25 protein-coding genes are annotated in these 18348 nt (G+C 67.8%); 8 read left to right on the top strand and 17 right to left on the bottom strand.

Features of this window, described 5'->3' with window-relative positions:
• From ACP7A3_RS10995 to ACP7A3_RS10940, 12 genes are all read right to left on the bottom strand, one after another.
• Entirely contained in the window at positions 1-510 is a 510-nt protein-coding gene (locus ACP7A3_RS10995) for a DUF2306 domain-containing protein (RefSeq protein WP_426255588.1), read from the bottom strand.
• A gap of 217 nt (positions 511-727) precedes the next feature.
• A complete protein-coding gene (locus ACP7A3_RS10990) occupies positions 728-1234 on the bottom strand; it encodes a hypothetical protein (RefSeq protein WP_426255587.1) in 507 nt (168 codons plus the stop codon).
• 11 nt (positions 1235-1245) lie between these two features.
• On the bottom strand, positions 1246-1809 hold the full coding sequence (locus tag ACP7A3_RS10985) for a demethoxyubiquinone hydroxylase family protein (RefSeq protein ID WP_241890331.1): 564 nt from the start codon (positions 1807-1809) through the stop codon (positions 1246-1248).
• Positions 1806-2300: a disulfide bond formation protein B gene (locus ACP7A3_RS10980; RefSeq protein ID WP_426255586.1), complete on the bottom strand. Its 495-nt coding sequence runs from the start codon at positions 2298-2300 to the stop codon at positions 1806-1808. Before ACP7A3_RS10980 ends, ACP7A3_RS10985 begins: the two co-directional genes overlap by 4 nt.
• On the bottom strand, positions 2297-3649 hold the full coding sequence (locus ACP7A3_RS10975) for a S41 family peptidase (RefSeq protein WP_017980268.1): 1353 nt from the start codon (positions 3647-3649) through the stop codon (positions 2297-2299). Before ACP7A3_RS10975 ends, ACP7A3_RS10980 begins: the two co-directional genes overlap by 4 nt.
• Before the next feature lie 215 nt (positions 3650-3864).
• Positions 3865-5124 carry a murein hydrolase activator EnvC family protein gene (locus tag ACP7A3_RS10970; RefSeq protein WP_426255585.1) on the bottom strand — a complete coding sequence of 420 codons (1260 nt, stop codon included), beginning with the start codon at positions 5122-5124 and terminating at the stop codon, positions 3865-3867.
• Complete coding sequence (locus tag ACP7A3_RS10965; protein WP_063686692.1) at positions 5124-5546, bottom strand: 23S rRNA (pseudouridine(1915)-N(3))-methyltransferase RlmH; 423 nt, start codon at positions 5544-5546, stop codon at positions 5124-5126. The genes ACP7A3_RS10970 and ACP7A3_RS10965 overlap by 1 nt, the downstream gene beginning before the upstream one ends.
• Position 5547: 1 nt before the next feature.
• Positions 5548-5991 carry a ribosome silencing factor gene (rsfS, locus tag ACP7A3_RS10960; RefSeq protein WP_426255584.1) on the bottom strand — a complete coding sequence of 148 codons (444 nt, stop codon included), beginning with the start codon at positions 5989-5991 and terminating at the stop codon, positions 5548-5550.
• Between the two features lie 27 nt (positions 5992-6018).
• Positions 6019-6600 (bottom strand): nicotinate-nucleotide adenylyltransferase, encoded by a 582-nt coding sequence (locus ACP7A3_RS10955; RefSeq protein ID WP_017980272.1) that lies wholly within the window; start codon positions 6598-6600, stop codon positions 6019-6021.
• Positions 6597-6884 carry a type II toxin-antitoxin system RelE/ParE family toxin gene (locus tag ACP7A3_RS10950; protein WP_426255583.1) on the bottom strand — a complete coding sequence of 96 codons (288 nt, stop codon included), beginning with the start codon at positions 6882-6884 and terminating at the stop codon, positions 6597-6599. Before ACP7A3_RS10950 ends, ACP7A3_RS10955 begins: the two co-directional genes overlap by 4 nt.
• The gene (locus ACP7A3_RS10945) at positions 6881-7135 is read right to left on the bottom strand and encodes a hypothetical protein (RefSeq protein WP_017980274.1); all 255 of its coding nucleotides are present in this window, start codon (positions 7133-7135) and stop codon (positions 6881-6883) included. The genes ACP7A3_RS10950 and ACP7A3_RS10945 overlap by 4 nt, the downstream gene beginning before the upstream one ends.
• Positions 7136-7166: 31 nt before the next feature.
• Positions 7167-8429, bottom strand: a complete 1263-nt coding sequence (locus ACP7A3_RS10940) for a glutamate-5-semialdehyde dehydrogenase (RefSeq protein ID WP_426255582.1) — start codon at positions 8427-8429, stop codon at positions 7167-7169.
• A gap of 79 nt (positions 8430-8508) precedes the next feature.
• On the opposite strand from ACP7A3_RS10940, the gene ACP7A3_RS10935 reads away from it, so the two are divergent.
• The 6 genes from ACP7A3_RS10935 to ribH all read left to right on the top strand — a co-directional run bounded on the left by ACP7A3_RS10935 (position 8509) and on the right by ribH (position 13304).
• Positions 8509-9582, top strand: a complete 1074-nt coding sequence (locus ACP7A3_RS10935) for a DUF3667 domain-containing protein (protein ID WP_043060885.1) — start codon at positions 8509-8511, stop codon at positions 9580-9582.
• A gap of 156 nt (positions 9583-9738) precedes the next feature.
• Positions 9739-10086 (top strand): hypothetical protein, encoded by a 348-nt coding sequence (locus ACP7A3_RS10930; RefSeq protein WP_017980277.1) that lies wholly within the window; start codon positions 9739-9741, stop codon positions 10084-10086.
• A 20-nt stretch (positions 10087-10106) separates the two neighbouring features.
• Positions 10107-11153 carry a bifunctional diaminohydroxyphosphoribosylaminopyrimidine deaminase/5-amino-6-(5-phosphoribosylamino)uracil reductase RibD gene (gene ribD / locus ACP7A3_RS10925; protein WP_426255581.1) on the top strand — a complete coding sequence of 349 codons (1047 nt, stop codon included), beginning with the start codon at positions 10107-10109 and terminating at the stop codon, positions 11151-11153.
• Complete coding sequence (locus ACP7A3_RS10920; RefSeq protein WP_426255580.1) at positions 11138-11752, top strand: riboflavin synthase; 615 nt, start codon at positions 11138-11140, stop codon at positions 11750-11752. Before ribD ends, ACP7A3_RS10920 begins: the two co-directional genes overlap by 16 nt.
• Positions 11742-12881: a 3,4-dihydroxy-2-butanone-4-phosphate synthase gene (ribB, locus tag ACP7A3_RS10915; RefSeq protein WP_063686709.1), complete on the top strand. Its 1140-nt coding sequence runs from the start codon at positions 11742-11744 to the stop codon at positions 12879-12881. Before ACP7A3_RS10920 ends, ribB begins: the two co-directional genes overlap by 11 nt.
• Positions 12882-12884: 3 nt before the next feature.
• Entirely contained in the window at positions 12885-13304 is a 420-nt protein-coding gene (gene ribH / locus ACP7A3_RS10910) for a 6,7-dimethyl-8-ribityllumazine synthase (protein ID WP_043060888.1), read from the top strand.
• A 558-nt stretch (positions 13305-13862) separates the two neighbouring features.
• On the opposite strand, the gene ACP7A3_RS10905 is transcribed toward ribH, so the two are convergent.
• From ACP7A3_RS10905 to ACP7A3_RS10895, 3 genes are all read right to left on the bottom strand, one after another.
• Positions 13863-15221 carry an ammonium transporter gene (locus tag ACP7A3_RS10905; protein WP_426255579.1) on the bottom strand — a complete coding sequence of 453 codons (1359 nt, stop codon included), beginning with the start codon at positions 15219-15221 and terminating at the stop codon, positions 13863-13865.
• 10 nt (positions 15222-15231) lie between these two features.
• Positions 15232-15570: a P-II family nitrogen regulator gene (locus tag ACP7A3_RS10900; RefSeq protein WP_017980283.1), complete on the bottom strand. Its 339-nt coding sequence runs from the start codon at positions 15568-15570 to the stop codon at positions 15232-15234.
• A 141-nt stretch (positions 15571-15711) separates the two neighbouring features.
• Positions 15712-15912 carry a DUF2007 domain-containing protein gene (locus ACP7A3_RS10895; protein WP_426255578.1) on the bottom strand — a complete coding sequence of 67 codons (201 nt, stop codon included), beginning with the start codon at positions 15910-15912 and terminating at the stop codon, positions 15712-15714.
• Positions 15913-15959: 47 nt separating this feature from the next.
• On the opposite strand from ACP7A3_RS10895, the gene ACP7A3_RS10890 reads away from it, so the two are divergent.
• Both ACP7A3_RS10890 and ACP7A3_RS10885 read left to right on the top strand, forming a co-directional pair.
• Positions 15960-16205 (top strand): type II toxin-antitoxin system CcdA family antitoxin, encoded by a 246-nt coding sequence (locus tag ACP7A3_RS10890; protein WP_294216855.1) that lies wholly within the window; start codon positions 15960-15962, stop codon positions 16203-16205.
• Complete coding sequence (locus ACP7A3_RS10885) at positions 16205-16501, top strand: CcdB family protein (protein ID WP_294216949.1); 297 nt, start codon at positions 16205-16207, stop codon at positions 16499-16501. The genes ACP7A3_RS10890 and ACP7A3_RS10885 overlap by 1 nt, the downstream gene beginning before the upstream one ends.
• A gap of 4 nt (positions 16502-16505) precedes the next feature.
• On the opposite strand, the gene tldD is transcribed toward ACP7A3_RS10885, so the two are convergent.
• A complete protein-coding gene (tldD, locus tag ACP7A3_RS10880; protein WP_426255577.1) occupies positions 16506-17933 on the bottom strand; it encodes a metalloprotease TldD in 1428 nt (475 codons plus the stop codon).
• A 36-nt stretch (positions 17934-17969) separates the two neighbouring features.
• A complete protein-coding gene (locus tag ACP7A3_RS10875) occupies positions 17970-18206 on the bottom strand; it encodes a zinc-finger domain-containing protein (RefSeq protein ID WP_017980288.1) in 237 nt (78 codons plus the stop codon).
• Positions 18207-18348 lie beyond the last annotated feature (142 nt).

The raw sequence follows: 18348 nt of genomic DNA, 5'->3' as shown, positions 1-18348 counted from the left end.
TCAGCCGAACAGCCAGCGCCCGAGCAGCCGGCCGAACGGGAAGGTGAAAAAGCCCGCGATCAGCAGCGCCCCCGTCACCATGCCGCGCACGCTGCCCCGGTGCAGCGCAACCTTGTGGGTGCGCGCCGCATACCAGAGCAGCGGCACCTGGATGACGACCCAGGCCGACAGGATATGGATAAAGCTGAAGCCACCGTTCGCCTCGCGGATACCGAACGACAGCAATGCGGTCAGCAGCATCGCCGCCGCCCAAATCCGCCCCAATATGCGATGCCGCCTGTCCCCGCGCGGTGACAGCAGGATGACCGGCGTCAGGACGAGCGCGACGAGAATGGTGAGGATATGCGCCCAGACGATCCCCGGCACCAACACCCATTGCGCCTGCCCGCGAAGGATCGCCGTCAGCACGGCGGCGAGCAGCAGCAGCGCGCCGACCGCCAGCGCCTTTTCATAGGTGTCGGCGGCCCAAGGCTTTACCTGTGTTCCGCCCCGTCCAATCGCCGTCGCCATGCGCGCATCCCCCTGACCACGAGGGTAGCCGACGCGGCACGAGCCGCCAAGTCGTTGGTAGGAGCCACGTCCTCCGCCTCACACCCCCCGTCACCCCGGACTTGGTCCGGGGTCCACCGGGCCGCGGGGGTGGCGCCTGTGCCTCCAGCCGTCCCCCTCGACGCAGAGTGGACCCCGGACCACGTCCGGGGTGACGAGAGAGTGTGAGGCAGCCCCCTTACGGAACCCGCGCCTCTTCCGCCTTGCGCGCCTGATTCTCCTTACGCGCCGCCCGCGCGCTTTGCAGGAAGCAGCCGGTCTGCCCGCCGGCCCCCACCGTCGAGCAACTCCCCGTGCTGTTCGCACCGACACCGGCATCCAGCGTACCCTGAGCCCGTGCCGCCCAACTTTCGTTCTGCGGCGTCACCTGGAATTCGCGCAATTCCTTGGGCACGCGATATTGCTCGCGCGCGCTGCGGCGCTCGCACACCACGATTTCCTGCCCGTCGCTGTTCGTCGGGCAGCGTTCGTTGCCATAGAGGACGAGCACGCCGTTGATCGGCGCCCGTTTGGCGACCTCGCCCGGTGCCTGGATCACGACCGGCTTGGGCGCGCCGGGCAGCGCCGGCTTCGTGCTGACCGTCTGCGCCGGGGGCTGGGCCGTCGGCTGCGCGCCCCGCGTAAACTCCTGCGCGAACGCGGGGCCGGCGGTCAGCATCAAGGCGGTGGCGATGAAGGCTCGCATGAGTCGTCCTCTCAAATCCTCTTGGCGGTGGCGATCGCGACCTTGCAGCCCAGCCGGATCAGGCCCGACAGGATCGGATAACCGACCGCCTGTTCCGCGCCCGCGGCCAGCGCATGGTCGCGATGCTCCAGCTCCTCGGCCTGGAAATCGGCGATCGCGTCCGACAATTCGGGATCGCTGTCGCCCAGTTCGTCGCGCTGCTGCTGATAGTGTTTGTCGATCTCGGTCTCGACCGCCGCAGTGCAGGCCATCGCCGCATTCGGCCCGATCGCCGCGGTGATCGCACCCAAGGCGAAGCCCGCCTTATCCCAGAACGGCTGGAACAGCGTCGGCCGCACGCCGCGGCGCGCCATCATCGCATCGAAGAAGGCGCGGTGCCGCTCCTCTTGGGCGGCCATATGATGGATCGCACGCGACGCCGGATGCCGGTCGCCCAGCACCGCCAGCTGGCCCGCATAGATACGCGTCGCGCCATATTCGCCCGCCTGATCGACGCGGATCATCGCCTTCGTCGCTTCGCGCCGGTCGCCGGGGCGCCAGTGCGGCCTGCGCGCGTTCGCGATCGTCGCGGTCATCGTGCCTTCCTCATCCACCATAGGATCAGCAACGCGCCACCCAGCGAAAAGATCGCGTTGAACCCGGCGAGCGAGATGCCGATCAGCGTCCATTGCGGCGTATCACAGCGCACCATGGGCGCGTGCATCAGCGCCTCCAGTCGCGCATCCGGGCCCAGCCCGCGCAGGTCGACCGTCTGGGTGCAGGCGGTAAAGCCCTCCCACCAATGATATTCGACGCCGGCATGCGCCACGCCGATCGCGCCCGATACCGCGATCAGCAGCGCGGCGATCACCACCAGCGCCTTGGCGATGCTCCGCTGCGGCACGACGAACGCCAGCAGCGCGAACGGCAGCGCCGCATAATGCGGCCAGCGCTGCCAGTGGCACATTTCGCACGGGTAGAGGTGCCCGACGAGCTGAGAGAACCACGCCCCCGCCAGCAACGCCGCGGGCAGCAGCAGCGCGAGCGCCCGCGCGCGCCGCTCGGCGGGCGTGAACGCGCGGCTCACTTGCCGCCCGGCCGGCTGGAGGGCACCGGCTTCGTCGCCGCGGCGACCTGCGCCGCGCCGCCCAGCCGCGCGACCGTCTTCAGCGCATAATAGAGCTGGAAGTCGTCGATCCCCTGCTTCTTCAACTGCTCCGCCGTCATCGCAAAGCGCGGATCGTCCTTGGTGTCTTCCTCGAGGATCTTGTTGTCCGCCTTCACCTCATTGATCAGGTGGCGGCGCAGGTCGGCCTCGCGGAACACGGGGCGCGTCTTGATGTCGGGATCGCTGATCTGCGGCACGCGGATATCGGGCTCGATGCCGCCTTCCTGCACGCTGCGGCCCGACGGCGTGTAATAGCGCGCCGTGGTCAGGCGCAGCGCGGTCTGCGGGCCCAGCGGCAGCAGCGTCTGCACCGATCCCTTGCCGAAGCTGCGCTCGCCCATGATCAGCGCGCGGTGATGATCCTGCAGCGCGCCCGCGACGATTTCGGACGCCGAGGCCGTACCCGGGTTTGTCAACACCACCACCGGCAGCCCGTGCGCATCGTCACCCGGCTTGGCGAAATAACGTTCGATGTCGCTCTTCTCGCGCCCGCGCTGCGATACGATCTCGCCATGATCCAGGAAGGCGTCGCTCACCGCGATCGCCTGCGTCAGCAAACCGCCGCCATTGTCGCGCAGGTCGACCACATAGCCCAGCGGCCGATGACCCAGGCTCTTGTCGATCGCCATGATCGCCGCGCGCGTATCCGCGCCGGTGCTTTCGGAGAAGGTGTTGATGTTGATGTAGCCGACGTCGCCGCGCACCTCCCACTTCACCGGGCGCTGTACGATCACCTCGCGCGTCATCGTGATGTCGAGCGGCTTGTCCTGTCCGGGGCGGACGATCGTCATGCTGATCTTGCTGCCCGGCTTGCCGCGCATCAGCGCCACCGCCTCGTCCAGCGTCTCGCCGTAGATCAGCTTGCCGTCGATATGCGTGATGTAATCACCCGACTTCACGCCGGCGCGATAGGCAGGCGTATCCTCCTGCGGCGCGACGACCTTTACCGCGCCGTCCTCCATCTGGACGGTGAGGCCTAGGCCGCCGTAATTGCCCTCGGTCTGGATCTTGAGGTTGTCGTAGTCGAGCGCGTCGACATAGCTCGAGTGCGGGTCGAGGCTCGCGAGCATGCCCTCGATCGCGCCCTTGATCAGCTTCTTGTCGTCGACCTTGTCGACGTAATCGGCCTTGATCCGGTTGAAGACGTCGAGGAACTGGTCGAATTCGCGATAGGTATCCGTGTCCACCGCCGCCATCGCCTGCGTGGCGAGCGGGATCAGGGACAGGGAACCGATGATAGCAGTCGCGGTCAGCAGCGGACGGGGCATCGAAAGTCCTGCAAGGCGGGAAAACCCCGCACGTCTATCCCTTTTGCGAGCCGGAGCAAAGCACGGCGAGGCTGAACCGTCGCTGACGGCGCAGCGCGCCTGCTGCCGATCCGGCTATCGCCGCCGCACGGCCCCTGCCGTCATTGCGAGCGGGGCGAGGCAATAACGAACCGGAAGATCGGACACGCTTGGTCGACGCGAACCGTCGGGCACCCTCAGCCCAGCAGCGCGGCGATATCCACCGGCCGCCCGCGGCGACGCAATTCGACGGTGATGTGAGGCTCTTCGCCCCCCGCCGCCCTGCCCAAAGGCGCTCCTGCCGCGATACGCTCGCCCGGGCGAACGCCCGAAGCGGCGAGCCCGGTGACGAGGCTGGTCCAGCCGTCGCCATGGTCGAGGATCACGATCGTGCCATAGCCGCGATACGCCTTGGCATAGCGCACCACGCCCCCCGCCGGCGCCACCACCGGCGCACCCGCCGCGACCGCAAAGGTCAGCCCGCGCGACCGCACGCCCGCGTCGGAAATCTCGCCCGTCCCGGTGACGAGCCGCCCGCGCACCGGCAGGCGATACGCCCCCGCCGCCGGCACCGGTACGCGCGTGCCGGGCGCCAGTGGGCGCGGCAGAGGACCAGGCAGTGCCGCCAGATCCGCCGCGGTCGCCTGTGCCATTGCATCGTCGCCGAGCGATTCGACCAGGTCCCGCGCGCGTTCGCCCAGTGCCAGCGCCCGATCCTCCTCGCTCATCGCATTGCGGCCGAGCGCGCTGGCGCGACGCCGGTGCGCCGCCTCCAGCGTCGCGAGCGCGATCCGGTTCGTCTCCAGCTGTGCCCGCCCGCGCCGCAGCGCCGCCGCGGCGACCGCCGCATCCTGCTCCAGCCCCCGCGTCTGCGCGATCTGCCGCCGCACGCCATCGGTCCGCTGCTGCACCAGCGGCAGCGCGCCGCCCAGCACGGCGCGGACGTGGACGAGGTCGTCGATCGATCCCGGCTGCGCGATCGCGACCACCGCCGGCCGGCGCGCCAAGGCGGTCAGCGCCGCGAGCAATCGCGCGACCGGCGCCTGCTGCGTGGCAAGAGTCGTCTGCTGATCCGCCAGCAATCGCGTGACGATCGCCTGCCGCGCCCGCGCCGCCGCCAGATTGGCCTCCGCAGCACGCACCCGCGCCGCCAGCGCCGCCTCCTCGGCCCGCGCCTTGTCCGCAGCATTGCGTTCGGCCGCCGCGTCGCGCGCCAACGCTTCGGCGCGACGCGTGGCGATCACCGCGTCGCGCTTGGCCGCGACGAGCCGCTGGCGCTGATCGACGACAGGCTGGCTTTCGGCAGGCACCGCGAGTGTGAGGAAAGCGAGACAACAGAATGCGACGCGCCTACCCTCACCCTTCGCCGCCTTCGGCGGCTTTTCCCTCTCCCAGCGGGAGAGGGAGGGAGCGGCGTAGCCGCGGAAGGGTGAGGGTGGGCGCGGGATGGCAGCCATCACCCCTCCCGATGATAGGGATGCCCCGCCAGAATCGCGGTCGCGCGGAACAGCTGCTCGGCCAGCATCGCCCGCGCCAGCATGTGCGGCCAGGTCGCGCGCCCGAACGACAGCAACAAGTCCGCGCCCGCCCGCTCGGCATCGTCGAACCCGTCAGCGGCGCCGATCAGGAAGCGCAGCTCGCGCGTGCCGCTATCGCGCCACCGCTCGATCCGCCGCGCAAAGTCCAGCGAGCCGAGCACCTCGCCCTTCTCGTCCAGCATCACCCGCACCGTCTGCGGCTCCATTGCGGGCACCTTGCCGCCGGTATCGGGCAGCTCGGTGACGCGCGTCGGCCAGACGATCCGCTTCAGATAGCGATCGACCAGCTCCGCCTCGGGCGATCGCCCGATCTTGCCGCGCGCCACGATGTGGAGAAGGATGTCAGGCCTCTTCCGTCGCGGTGGGGGTCTTCGGCCGGTTGAGGACTTCCGGGGGAAGCGGCTTCAGCGACGACGACACGGTATCGCCGAACTGCCACATGCGCTCCAGGTTATAGAAGGTGCGCACCTCCGGCCGGAACAGGTGGACGATGACGTCATTGGCGTCGATCAGCACCCAGTCGGCGGTCTGCAGCCCTTCGATCCGCACCGGACGGCCGAACTCGGCCTTCACCTTTTCGGCGATCTTGTTGGCCATCGATGCGACCTGCCGCGTCGATCGGCCGCTGGCGATCACCATATGGTCGGCGATCGTCGATTTGCCCGCGAGCGGGATCGAAATGACCTCTTCGGCCTGATCGTCGTCCAGCGACGTCAGGATCAGTCGCAGCAGCGCTTCGACTTCGGCCGGGTCGGCCGGACGCACGGCCTGGGGGGTACTCGCCAAGGGGACTCCTGGGTTGCTGGGCCGGCATCAGTGCCGGTGCCAGTCGGGATCGGCCGCACGGACCGCGGTGGCGGAGGTCGGGTCGGGGCGGAAGCGCAACAGCACGAGTGCCGGCAAACTCCACGAGGTCCAATGCTTCGCCTGGCGTGCGGGCCGTTGGAAGCGCCGCAGCCAACCCATCGCGACACCCGCGAGGGCCTTGTCGTCATACCCCGGACGCGCGATCACCGCAATCGGCATCGTGCGGGCGATCTCGCGCCACCCGCGCCAGCGATGAAACTGCGCCAGATTGTCCGCCCCCATCAACCAGATAAACTGCCGCCGCGGGTAACGCCGCTGCAATTGGCGCAGCGTGTCGAGCGTGTAGCGCGTATTGAGCCGCGCCTCGATATCGCTCGCCCGGATCGGTGCCCGCCGCGCCATCCGCTTGGCCGACGCGAGCCGCGCCGCCAGCGGCGCCATGTCGCGCGCGCCGCTCTTGAGCGGATTGCCCGGCGACACCAGCCACCACGCCTCGTCGAGCTCCAGCGCCCGGATCGCGGCTAGCGTGATCGCCCGATGCCCGCGATGCGCCGGGTTGAACGATCCGCCGAGCAGGCCGGTTTTCATGGCGCGGCTCGCTGCCAGTCTTCACGCCCATGACGGACGCGAAGAATCTCAACGCCGGTGAAGGTGATCCGATACAGCAGAAGAAAGTCAGTTTCCGCGATCCGCCACTTACGCGCGTCCCGGTCAACGATCGGGCCGGCAGCGGGAAACTCACCGAGGAAGCGGCTAGCAGCAATGGCCGCCCGCCCTATCTCGTCGGCAAAATCGGGATCGCGTTCGGCATAAAACACGTCGATCCGCGCAAGGTCGGCCTTCGCGCGGGGAGCCCAGGTGACGGGCCTCATCCCCGTTTACGGGCGGCCACGCGCTCCTCGAACCACGCTTCCATATCCTCTTGGCTTATGCCGCCATCGCGTTCGATCGAATCGATACCTTCCTGAATAAAGGCTCGTAGTTCGATGTCGTGTTCGGCAACTTTGCGGATAGCGTCCGCCGCAAATTCTTCGCCGGTGATGCCACGTGAACGGGCCAGTTCCTCGACGATCGCCAGCGTGGCAGGATCGAGCGGTGCATTGATCGATACCGGAGCGTTCATTAGCGGATGCTATCCCTTGCGTCGGGAGTCTTCAACCGCGCACCTGCCCCGTGCCGCGGCCGATCCATTTGTACGTCGTCAGCCCCTCCAGCGCGACCGGCCCGCGCGCGTGCAGCCGCCCCGTCGCGATGCCGATCTCCGCGCCCAGCCCGAATTCGCCGCCATCGGCGAATTGCGTGGAGGCGTTCCACAGCACGATCGCACTGTCGACGCCGTTCAGGAATCGCTCCGCAACCCCCGCATCCTCGGCGACGATCGCGTCGGTATGGTGCGATCCGTGCCGCGCGATATGCGCCATCGCCCCCTCGACCCCATCGACCAGCGCGACGGAGGCGATCGCATCGAGATATTCGGTGTCCCAATCCTCGGCGCTGACCGGCACGACGATCTCGCCGAACGCCGCCTCGACGGGATCGCCACGGACTTCGCATCCGGCCTGTTGCAGCGCTGTCACCAACTCCGCTGGCCTGGCAAAGTCGCGATCGATCAGCAGCGTCTCCATCGCCCCGCAGATGCCGGTCCGCCGCATCTTCGCATCCAGCACCACCCGCTCCGCCATCGCCGGATCGGCCGAGCCATCGACGTAGACGTGATTGATCCCGTCGAGATGCGCCAGCACCGGCACGCGCGCCTCCGTCTGCACGCGCGCGACCAGGCTCTTGCCGCCGCGCGGGACGATCAGGTCGATCAGGCCATCGGCGGTCAGCATCGCCCCCACCGCGGCACGATCGGTCGTCGGCACCAGCTGCACCGCCTCCGCCGGCAGCGCCGCCTGCTCCAGCCCCGCGATGAGCGCTGCATGGATCGCGCTATTGCTGTGGATCGCCTCGCTGCCGCCGCGCAGGATCACCGCATTGCCCGCCATCACGCACAATGCCGCCGCGTCCGCGGTCACGTTGGGCCGCGATTCGTAGATGATGCCGATCACCCCGATCGGCACGCGCACGCGGGTCAGCTGCAGGCCGTTGGGCCGCTCGCGGCGATCGATCACCTGCCCGACCGGGTCGTCCAGCCCCGCCACCGCGTCGATCCCCGCTGCGATCCCCTCGATCCGCGCCGTATCCAGCCGCAGCCGGTCGAGCAGCGCGCCACTGAGGCCGCGCGCCTCGCCCGCCGCCATGTCGCGCGCATTGGCATCGAGGATCGCCGGCGCCTGTTCACGCACCGTCGCCGCCGCGGCGCGCAGCCCGGCCGCCTTCGCCGCCGTCGGCAGAGCCGCCAGCATGCGGGCGGCGCGGCGCGCACGCGCGCCCATGTCTGCGATCATTTCGTGCGTACTGTCTGCGTCGGCCATGCCGTTCGTTACCACGCCACCCCGCCTTATGCCACGAAGACGATCTTGCCCGGCCGATACAGCTTGCTAAGCTGCTACCATGTCGGGGGATATTGCAGCAGCAGGGGACTTCATCACGGGCGCGCTCGCCGCCCGCACGGTGGAGCCGCACGCCGGGGAATCACGCGAGCACGGCCACGGCCTGTGCCTCAATTGCGGCACGCGGTTGATTGGGGCGCATTGCCACGCCTGCGGACAGAGCGGCCACGTCCACCGCACGATCGGCGCGATCGGGCATGAGATCGCGCACGGCGTCTTCCATTTCGAAGGCAAGATCTGGCGCACGCTGCCGATGCTGGTGTGGCGGCCGGGCGATCTCACCCGCCGCTACGTCGCCGGCGAGCGCGCGCGGTTCGTCTCGCCGCTCGCGGTGTTCCTGTTCACCGTCTTCCTGATGTTCGCGACGATCAGCGCGCTGGGCGGCGACATCGCCGAACTCGCGACACCCGAAGGCGTCAGCCGCCACATCGTCGGCATCGCCGGCGGCGTTGAGAAGGTGGAAAAGCAGCTCGACCTTGCCCAGAAGACACGCGCCAAGCTGGTCGCTGCGGGCAAACCGACCGAAAAGATCGATCAGGACATCGCTGGCTTGCAGACCGCGATCGCCGCGCTGAAGCGGACCCAGGCGGGCGGGACCGGCGGCGACAACGTGGAAACGTCGTTCACCAACGCCAAGACCGGCTGGGCCAGCCTCGACCATGGTCTGGAAAAGGCCAACAAGAATCCCGGCCTCGCGCTCTACAAGCTGCAATCGAGCGCGTACAAATACAGCTGGCTGCTGATCCCCATCTCGACGCCCTTCGTCGCGTTGCTCTTCCTCTGGCGCCGCCGCTTCGGCCTGTACGATCACGCGATCTTCGTCACGTACAGCCTCGCCTTCATGATGCTGATGGTGATCACGCTGATGATCGCCGGCGTCATCGGCATCGGTAGCGGCTGGATCGTGCTCGCCGTCTTCGCGCTGCCGCCGATCCACATGTTCCGCCAGCTGCGCGGCGCCTATTCGCTGCGCACCTTTTCCGCCTTGTGGCGTACCGCGGTGCTGCTCGTCTTCGCCTGGGCGGCGCTGCTCACCTTCGTGTCGCTGCTGCTGGTCCACGGGCTGACCGACTGACCCCCAACCCTCGCACCGTTCGCCCTGAGCCTGTCGAAGGGCAGGTTGCCACGAGCGTAACGCCCCCGGACAGCCGTGCTTAGACAGGCTCAGCACGAACGGCCGTTTGCAAGGGAGGGGCTGGTCGAGTCGCGAGCCTGCGCCTATCTTTCCCCGATGCAGTTCTTCAGCCGCTTCTCGCCAGTGCGGGCCATTCGCGACCTGCGCTTCTTCCTGTCGCAGCGCGAGCCGCGCGACCTCGGCTTCCTTGCGCTGGCGATCGCGATCACGGGGTTCTTCGTCTACGCCTTCATGCGCAACGACATTCCGCCCGAACCCTATCAACCCAACATCATCTACTTCAAGAATTACGCCGCCAACCGCACCGATGCGGAGATCAAGGCGCAGCAGGCGATCGACAAGGTCGAACAGGACAAGCGCATCGCCGCGCAGAAGGCGCGCGAGGAGAAATTGCGCAGCCAGTTCAAGAAGGTCGATGACGCGATGAATAAAATGGGGCTGTGATAACGGACGATTCGCGCTGGATGGCCGCCGCGCTCGCGCTCGCCGAGCGCACGCGCGGCCGCACCACGCCCAATCCCAATGTCGGCTGCATCATCGTCCGCGACGATCGTGTCGTCGGTCGCGGCTGGACCCAGCCCGGCGGTCGCCCGCATGCCGAGGCGATGGCATTGGCCCAAGCGGGCGACGCCGCACGAGGCGCCACCGCATATGTCACGCTCGAACCCTGCGCGCATCTCTCGGCGCGTGGCCCCGCCTGCACCGATCTGCTGATCGCGGCCGGCATCGCGCGTGTGGTAATCGCGCTCGGCGATCCCGACCCGCGCACCAACGGCCAGGGCATCGCCCGGCTCCGTGCCGCCGGTGTGGCAGTGACGGTCGGCCTGCTTGCCACCGATGCAGCGCGCAGTATGGCCGGCTTCCTCACCCGCCGCCGGCTCGGCCGCCCGTTCGTGACGCTGAAGCTTGCCACCTCGCTCGACGGTTGCATCGCTCTCGCCGATGGCACCAGCCGCTGGATCACCGGTCCAGAGGCGCGCGCCCACGCCCACCTCGAACGCGCCCGCCACGAAGCGATCCTCGTCGGCCGGGGAACATGGGAGGCGGACCGCCCGACCCTCGACGTACGCCTACCGGGGCTGGAGGGGCGAAGCCCGCAGCGGGTGGTCCTGTCGTCCTCCCCCTCCTTCGTCATCCCGACGAACGTCGGGATCCATGGACACGGCGCGGCCCAAGGATCGAGCGTCCCCCCATCCATGGATCCCGGCCTGCGCCGGGATGACGAAGTATTGGTAATCCCCTCCCCCGCCGCCATCGCCACCCTCCCCGGTGACCATTTGCTCGTCGAGGGCGGCGCGGGCACCGCCGCCACCTTCTTGCGAGACGACCTCGTCGATCGCCTGCTCCTCTACCGCGCGCCCATCGTCATCGGCGGCGGCCTGCCCGCGATCGGCGCGATCGGCCTCACCGATCTCGGATCGGCACACGGCCGCTGGCAGCTCCACGATGCGCGCCAGCTTGGCAGCGACCGGCTCGAGGTCTACGAGCGCACCCCATGTTCACCGGCATAGTCAGCGATATCGGCACGATCGAACGGGTTCAGAGCGAGGGCGACACGCGCGTGCGCATCGCCACGTCCTACGACCCCGACACGATCGACCTCGGCGCCTCGATCGCCTGTTCGGGCGTCTGCCTGACCGTCATCGACAAGGGCACGGCCGACACCCATTGGTTCGACGTCCAGGTCTCCGGCGAGACGATCGCCCGCACCGCACGCGACCAATGGACCCCCGGCCGCCGCCTCAACCTCGAACGCGCGATGAGGCTCGGCGACGAACTCGGCGGCCATATCGTCACCGGCCATGTCGACGGCATCGCCGAAGTGATCGGCATCTGTCCGGAGGGCGATTCGCACCGCATCGGCTTCGCCGTCCCCGCCGCCCTCGCGCCGTTCATCGCGCCCAAGGGATCGATCACGATCGACGGCGTCTCGCTCACCGTCAACACGGTCGAGGATCATGGGGACGTCACGCACTTCTCGGTCAACCTCATCCCCCACACCCAGGCGGTGACGACGCTCGGCGCGCTCGCCCAGGGCCAGATGGTCAATATCGAGATCGACGTCCTCGCCCGCTATCTGCAACGCATGGAGCATTATCGTGGCCGCTAACCCTGAGATCGCCCAGCTGCGCCACGCCTTCCTGTCCAGCCCTGAAGAGATCATCGACGAGGCGCGCAACGGCCGCATGTTCATCCTCGTCGACGACGAGGATCGCGAGAATGAGGGCGACCTCGTCATCCCCGCGCAGATGGCGACGCCTGAAAAGATCAACTTCATGGCCCGTCACGGCCGCGGCCTCATCTGCCTCGCGATGACGCGCACCCGCGTCGAGGAGCTCGGGCTCGACCTGATGAGCCGTAACAACGGCACCCGCCACGAAACCGCCTTCACTGTCTCGATCGAGGCGCGCGAAGGCGTGACGACCGGCATCTCCGCCGCCGACCGCGCCCGCACGATCGCGGTCGCGACCGATTCGGCTAAGGGCCGCGCCGATATCGTGACGCCCGGCCACGTCTTCCCGCTGGTCGCGCGCGACGGCGGCGTACTGGTGCGCGCAGGGCATACCGAGGCGGCGGTCGACGTCTCGCGCCTCGCCGGCCTCAACCCCTCGGGCGTGATCTGCGAGATCATGAACGAGGATGGCACGATGGCGCGGATGGACGACCTCGTCACCTTCGCGCAATTCCACAACCTCAAGATCGGCACGATCCGCGATCTGATCGCCTATCGCCGCCGCTACGACCATCTCGTGTCGCTGGTGTCGGAAACGCGCTTCACCAGCCGCTGGGGCGGCGAATGGGCGGTGCGCGCCTATCGCAACACCGCAACGGGCACGGAACAGATCGCTTTGGTGAAGGGCCGGCTCGACGTGACGCAGCCGGTGCTGGTGCGCATGCACGCGCTCTCGCCCTTCGCCGACGTGTTCGGCGAGGACGGCGACCGCAGCCGCATGCTCCAGCGCTCGATGGAGATGATCGCCAAGGAAGGCTCAGGCGTCATCGTCATCATCAACCGCCAGCGCGCCGACGGCTTCACCACCGCCGTCCGCCGCCATGCCGGCGAGCAGGTCGAGGTGCCGATGGAGGAATTGCGCGACTATGGCGTCGGCGCGATGATCCTCGCCGAGCTCGGCGTGCATGACATGATCCTGCTGACCAACACCCACCACACGCTCGTGGGACTCGACGGCTACGGCCTGTCGATCGTCGCCGAGCGCCGCATCGAAGGCGAAGGCTGACCCATGGCCAATATCCTCATCGTCGAAGCCCGCTTCTACGACCATCTCAACGACATGCTGCTCGCCGGCGCCCGCGCTGCGATCGAGGCGGCGGGCCACACGCATGAGACGGTGACGGTGCCCGGCGCGCTCGAGGTGCCGGGCGCGATCGCGCTGGCGTCCGACACCAGCCGCTACGACGCCTTCGTCGCGCTGGGCGTGGTGATCCGCGGCGAAACCTATCATTTCGAAATCGTCTCGAACGAAAGCGCGCGCGGTATCATGGCGCTGACCATGGACGGCCTCGCCATCGGCAACGGCATCCTCACCACCGAGAACGAAGCGCAGGCGATCACCCGCGCCGACCCCGGCCAGCTCGACAAGGGCGGCGGTGCGGCCCAAGCGGCGATCGCTATGATGGACCTCCGCGCGCAACTGGGCTGAGGCCCGCGCTCACGCAACGTACCGCCCATGCCCCCTTCCCCCTCCCTCGTCATCCCGGCGCACGCCGGGATCCATGGACGGGAGTGCGACTGACGTAGGCACGCAACCGCTGCGTCGCGTTTCCATGGATCCCGGCTTTCGCCGGGATGACGAAGGCGGGGCAGGGCGGGCCGTGCTCCCACACACCCCGTTCGCCCTGAGCCTGTCGAAGGGCGGGTTACCGCACGCACCCCCGCCCCTGTGGAACGACGTGCTTCGACAAGCTCAGCACGAACGGGGCGGAGCAAAACACCTCCGCGCCTCCGCGCCTCCGCGCCTCTGCGCGCAAAAAAAATTTACGCGAAGCCGCGAAGCCACAAAGCGGTGGGCACCCGCCGCCAGCCACCTGCCCTCCCCATCACGAGAAAGACAGGCTGACGCCCACCCCTCACGCACCCCCTTCGCGTCTTCGCGTCTTCGCGCGAACACAAAAAAAGACCCGGTACGTCACCGTACCGGGCCAGGGTCGTCCGCAGGAGGAACGTCGGTGGGGTGCGGGACCTAGCGTCCCGCTCCCGATCAATTGTAGGCGCGCTCGCCGTGCTCGCCGAGGTCGAGGCCTTCCTGCTCGACTTCGGGGCTGACGCGCAGGCCGGTGAGCAGCTTGGCGATGGTGATCGCGATCACCGTGCCGATCGATGCCCAGACGATCGTCGTTGCGACCGCCTCGATCTGCACCAGCAGCTTGGCGCCCATGGCGTAATCCGCCGCACCCGGTCCGCCGAGCGACGGGGCATAGACGATGCCCGTGCCGATCGCGCCGATCATGCCGCCGATGCCATGCACGCCGAAGGCGTCGAGCGCGTCGTCGTAGCCGAGCTTGGGCTTCAGCACCGACACCGCGAAGAAGCAGACCACGGAAGCAACCGCACCCAGCACGATCGCGCCGAACGGACCCGAATTGCCCGCCGCCGGCGTCACCGCGACCAGGCCGGCGACGATGCCCGAACAAAAGCCCAGCGCCGACCCCTTGTGACCGCGCACCCGCTCGATCAGCATCCAGAACAGGCCGCCGCTCGCGGTCGCGACGAAGGTGTTGATCATCGCAAGACCCGCCGAGCCATTGGCTTCCAGCGCGCTACCCGCATTGAACCCGAACCAGCCGACCCACAGCAGGCCGGTGCCGACGCCCGTCAGGGTCAGCGAATGCGGCGGCATCGGCGTATTGGGATAGCCCATGCGCTTGCCGAGCATCAGCGATGCGACCAGCGCCGAGACGCCCGCGTTGATGTGCACCACGGTGCCGCCCGCGAAGTCGAGCGCGCCCGCTTTGAAGAAGAGGCCCGACGATGCCCACACCATGTGTGCGATCGGGAAGTAGACGATCGTCAGCCAGACGGCGCCGAACGCCATCACTGCGCTGAACTTCATCCGCTCGACCACCGATCCCAGCACCAGTGCGACGGTGATCGCGGCAAAGGTCATCTGGAAGCAGATGAAGACATATTCTGGGATTTCGACGCCCGCAGTGAAGGTCGCCGACTGCGACGCCGCGGTCACGCCCTTCAGGAACGCCTTGTCGAAGCTGGCGATGAAGTTGGTCAGCACCCCGCCACCGGCAAGGTCGGGACCGAAGGCGAGGGAATAGCCGTACATCACCCAGATCAGCATCGCGAGGCACGCGACCGCGCCGATCTGCGTCATCACCGACAGCATGTTCTTCGCACGGGTGAGACCGCCGTAGAACAGCGCCAGGCCCGGCAGGATCATCATCATCACCAGCACGGTGCTGGTCATCATCCAGGCGGTGTCGCCCTTGTTGACCGTCGCGACGACGGGTGCCGCCGCGGGCGCTGCCTGGGCGAAGGCCGGCAGTGCGGTGAAGGCCGCGGCAGCGCAGGCCGCCCCGACACCGGCGAATTTCTGTGTCAGCTTCATCTTACCCCCCTCAGAGCGCCGAATCGTCGGTTTCGCCGGTGCGGATGCGCACCGCCTGTCCGACGTCGAGCACGAAGATCTTGCCGTCGCCGATCGCGCCGGTGTTCGCCGATGCCTGGATCGCCTCGACGACCCGGTCGGCCAGGTCGGCGGCGCACACCACCTCGATCTTGATCTTGGGCACCATGTTGGTGCTGTATTCGGCGCCGCGGTAGATTTCGGTCTGGCCCTTCTGGCGGCCGAACCCCTTGACCTCGGTAACCGTCATCCCTGCCACCCCCAACGTGGTGAGCGCTTCCCTCACCTCGTCGAGCTTGAACGGCTTGATGATCGCAATGACCAGCTTCATCCCTGCCCCCTTCGCATCAGACGGCATGCTGCATCGCAACGACCGTGCCATTTACGATTTGGCAGGATTTCAGGGCATTTCGTGCGCAGTCGGTGCGAGCAACGTCAGATTATTGTGCAGCGCGCTTTCTCTGCCCAAAAATCAGGCAGTGCCGACGATGTCCTGCGCCGCCGTCAGATCGTCCTCGTCGACCATCACGCGGACCGGAACCAGCAGATAGCTGCCATCGGCGATGCTCGCGCCGCCATCGAAGGCGATCGCCGCAATCCCCTCCGCCGCCAGCCGCCCGACGAGGATGTTGGCCAGGTTGCGATCGTACCGACCGAGTTCGACGAGGGACATGGTTGCACTCCGTTGACGCGCATGGATGATGCGCATACTTTCACCGTATGAAGCACGATCCGATCCGCACCGGCAAGCGCAAGGCCGTCAACGTCTCGATCGACACCGGCATCGTCGCGGCTGCCAGGGAAGCCGGGGTCAATATGTCCCGAGTGAGTGAAGACGCGCTACGCGTGGCGATCAAAGCTGCGCAGGAGGCGCGATGGCGCGAGGATAATGCTCACGCCATCGAAGGCTGGAACCGCTGGTACGAGAAAAACGGTCATCCACTCGAAAAGTACCGCGCCTGGTGATGGCCCAATTCGACGTCTACATTCTGCCCGACGGCGCACATGTCGTCGACGTCCAGTCTCCACTGGCGAGTGTCCACCGTACGCGGCTGGTGATCCCGCTGATCGACCCTTCCGATGATACAAACGTCGTCGGCCGGCTGAACCCTAAGGTGACGTTGGACGGCGAACCATGGCTGCTCGCCACGCACTTCGCCGTCACGCTGGACGCCAAACTGCTCCGTGGACGCATCGGATCGCTCGCGGATCAGGAATGGACGATCAAGGCCGCGCTCGACTTCCTCATCAACGGCTTCTGAACCCTCAGGCCGCCGTACCCCCCACCGTCAGCCCATCGACCAGCAGCGTCGGCTGACCCACGCCCGCGGGCACGCTCTGTCCGCCCTTGCCGCACACGCCGATCCCTTCGTCCAGCGAGAAGTCGTTGCCGATGCCCAGCACCTTGGTCAGCACCGTCGGCCCGTCGCCGATCAGCGTCGCGCCCTTGATCGGCGCGCCCAGCTTGCCGTTCTCGATCCGGTACGCCTCGGTGCAGGAAAAGACGAACTTGCCCGAAACGATATCCACCTGCCCGCCGCCGAAGCTCTTGGCGAAGATGCCGGTCTTCACGCGGGATAGCAGCTCGGCGGGATCGTCCGTGCCGTCCTTCATGAAGGTGTTGGTCATCCGCGGCATCGGCGCATGCGCAAAGCTTTCGCGCCGCCCATTGCCCGTCGCGGCCACGCCCATCAGCCGCGCATTGAGTCGGTCCTGCATATAGCCCTTCAGGATACCGTCCTCGATCAGCACCGTCTCGCGCGTCGGCGTGCCCTCGTCGTCGATCGACAGCGACCCGCGCCGGTCAGCCAGTGACCCGTCATCGACCACCGTCACGCCGGGCGCCGCGACACGCTCGCCGATCCGGCCCGAGAACGCAGACGTGCCCTTGCGGTTGAAGTCGCCCTCCAGCCCATGGCCGATCGCCTCGTGCAGCAGCACGCCGGGCCAACCCGGCCCGAGCAGCACGGTCATCTCGCCCGCCGGCGCCGCGACCGATTCGAGGTTGACCAAAGCCTGCGCCAGCGCCTCGTCGATTCCGCGGTTCCACACCGCCGGCTCCATCAGCCGCTCGTACAGATAGCGACCGCCGATGCCGAAGCTGCCCGTCTCGCGCCGGCCATTCTGTTCGACGACGATCTGGATGTTGAGCCGCACCAGTGGCCGCACGTCGGTCGCGACGAAGCCGTCGGGCCGCACGATCTCGACCACGCTCCACGTGCCGCTGAGGCCCACCGACACCTGCGCCACGCGCGGATCGCGCGCGCGCGCCGCGGCATCGATCGTCTGACACAGGTTCACCTTGTCGGCGAACGGCACCAGATCGAGCGGATCGGCGTCGGTATAGAGGTGGCGGTTGTTGCCCTGCGGCGGCGGCGCCTTCGCCCCTTTCGACGGGTCGATCAGCGCCATCGTCTCGCCCGCGCGGCGGATCGCCGCTTCGGACAGCTCGTTGGCGTGCGCGAAGGCGGTCATCTCGCCCGACACGGCGCGCAGGCCGAAGCCCGCATTGGTGTCGTAGCTCGCGGTCTTCAGCCGCCCGTCATCGAAGCCGAACGCCTCGGCCTTGCGATATTGCAGATAGAGTTCGCCATCGTCGGCGGCCCCCAGCGTTTCGGCGGTCAGCCGCAGCGCGGCGTCGGGCGACAGCGCGTCGCGATACAGGAACGAGCGGGGATCGGCGGATACGGTCATACCCGCCAATATAGGCGCGCGATGCGGCCCGGCTAGTTAGCGCGGGCTCGCGCCTTCCGAAATGTCGCGCAACGTCGCCTGATCGACGCCATCCGCCGGCCCGCCGATCAGCACGAAGCGCCGATCGCAATATCCGCAGTCGATATAGCCATGCTCGTCGATCTGCAGGAACACGCGCGGATGGCCGAGCGCCGCACCGCCGGGAATGTCGGTGGCGCCGTCGCAGGCGACGCGGCGTTGGGAGACACGGACGATTTCGGGCGGCGCGATCATGGATGCGCGGATAGCAAGGCACGCTCGTCCCATCAATCCTCCGCGCTCTCCCCCGTTCGTCATTCCCGCCGTCGCGGGAATGACGATGAAGGAGAGGATGCATCCACCGGAATGGGTTGCACCCCGCCACGACAAGCGTATG

This window comes from Sphingomonas sp. DC5200-1 (assembly GCF_049897245.1).
In the GTDB taxonomy this organism is placed as follows: domain Bacteria; phylum Pseudomonadota; class Alphaproteobacteria; order Sphingomonadales; family Sphingomonadaceae; genus Sphingomonas; species Sphingomonas aquatilis.
Note: the sequence above shows the minus strand (reverse complement) of the source record. Positions and strands in the feature narration are given on the sequence as shown.

Excerpts from the sequence above, each read along its gene's own strand:
- ACP7A3_RS10995 (WP_426255588.1), bottom strand. The coding sequence starts at position 510 with ATGGCGACGGCGATTGGACGGGGCGGAACACAGGTAAAGCCTTGGGCC.
- ACP7A3_RS10990 (WP_426255587.1), bottom strand. The coding sequence starts at position 1,234 with ATGCGAGCCTTCATCGCCACCGCCTTGATGCTGACCGCCGGCCCCGCG.
- ACP7A3_RS10985 (WP_241890331.1), bottom strand. The coding sequence starts at position 1,809 with ATGACCGCGACGATCGCGAACGCGCGCAGGCCGCACTGGCGCCCCGGC.
- ACP7A3_RS10975 (WP_017980268.1), bottom strand. The coding sequence starts at position 3,649 with ATGCCCCGTCCGCTGCTGACCGCGACTGCTATCATCGGTTCCCTGTCC.
- ACP7A3_RS10970 (WP_426255585.1), bottom strand. The coding sequence starts at position 5,124 with ATGGCTGCCATCCCGCGCCCACCCTCACCCTTCCGCGGCTACGCCGCT.
- ACP7A3_RS10955 (WP_017980272.1), bottom strand. The coding sequence starts at position 6,600 with ATGAAAACCGGCCTGCTCGGCGGATCGTTCAACCCGGCGCATCGCGGG.
- ACP7A3_RS10950 (WP_426255583.1), bottom strand. The coding sequence starts at position 6,884 with ATGAGGCCCGTCACCTGGGCTCCCCGCGCGAAGGCCGACCTTGCGCGG.
- ACP7A3_RS10945 (WP_017980274.1), bottom strand. The coding sequence starts at position 7,135 with ATGAACGCTCCGGTATCGATCAATGCACCGCTCGATCCTGCCACGCTG.
- ACP7A3_RS10940 (WP_426255582.1), bottom strand. The coding sequence starts at position 8,429 with ATGGCCGACGCAGACAGTACGCACGAAATGATCGCAGACATGGGCGCG.
- ACP7A3_RS10935 (WP_043060885.1), top strand. The coding sequence starts at position 8,509 with ATGTCGGGGGATATTGCAGCAGCAGGGGACTTCATCACGGGCGCGCTC.
- ACP7A3_RS10930 (WP_017980277.1), top strand. The coding sequence starts at position 9,739 with ATGCAGTTCTTCAGCCGCTTCTCGCCAGTGCGGGCCATTCGCGACCTG.
- ribD (WP_426255581.1), top strand. The coding sequence starts at position 10,107 with ATGGCCGCCGCGCTCGCGCTCGCCGAGCGCACGCGCGGCCGCACCACG.
- ACP7A3_RS10920 (WP_426255580.1), top strand. The coding sequence starts at position 11,138 with ATGTTCACCGGCATAGTCAGCGATATCGGCACGATCGAACGGGTTCAG.
- ribH (WP_043060888.1), top strand. The coding sequence starts at position 12,885 with ATGGCCAATATCCTCATCGTCGAAGCCCGCTTCTACGACCATCTCAAC.
- ACP7A3_RS10905 (WP_426255579.1), bottom strand. The coding sequence starts at position 15,221 with ATGAAGCTGACACAGAAATTCGCCGGTGTCGGGGCGGCCTGCGCTGCC.
- ACP7A3_RS10900 (WP_017980283.1), bottom strand. The coding sequence starts at position 15,570 with ATGAAGCTGGTCATTGCGATCATCAAGCCGTTCAAGCTCGACGAGGTG.
- ACP7A3_RS10895 (WP_426255578.1), bottom strand. The coding sequence starts at position 15,912 with ATGTCCCTCGTCGAACTCGGTCGGTACGATCGCAACCTGGCCAACATC.
- ACP7A3_RS10890 (WP_294216855.1), top strand. The coding sequence starts at position 15,960 with ATGAAGCACGATCCGATCCGCACCGGCAAGCGCAAGGCCGTCAACGTC.
- ACP7A3_RS10885 (WP_294216949.1), top strand. The coding sequence starts at position 16,205 with ATGGCCCAATTCGACGTCTACATTCTGCCCGACGGCGCACATGTCGTC.
- tldD (WP_426255577.1), bottom strand. The coding sequence starts at position 17,933 with ATGACCGTATCCGCCGATCCCCGCTCGTTCCTGTATCGCGACGCGCTG.
- ACP7A3_RS10875 (WP_017980288.1), bottom strand. The coding sequence starts at position 18,206 with ATGATCGCGCCGCCCGAAATCGTCCGTGTCTCCCAACGCCGCGTCGCC.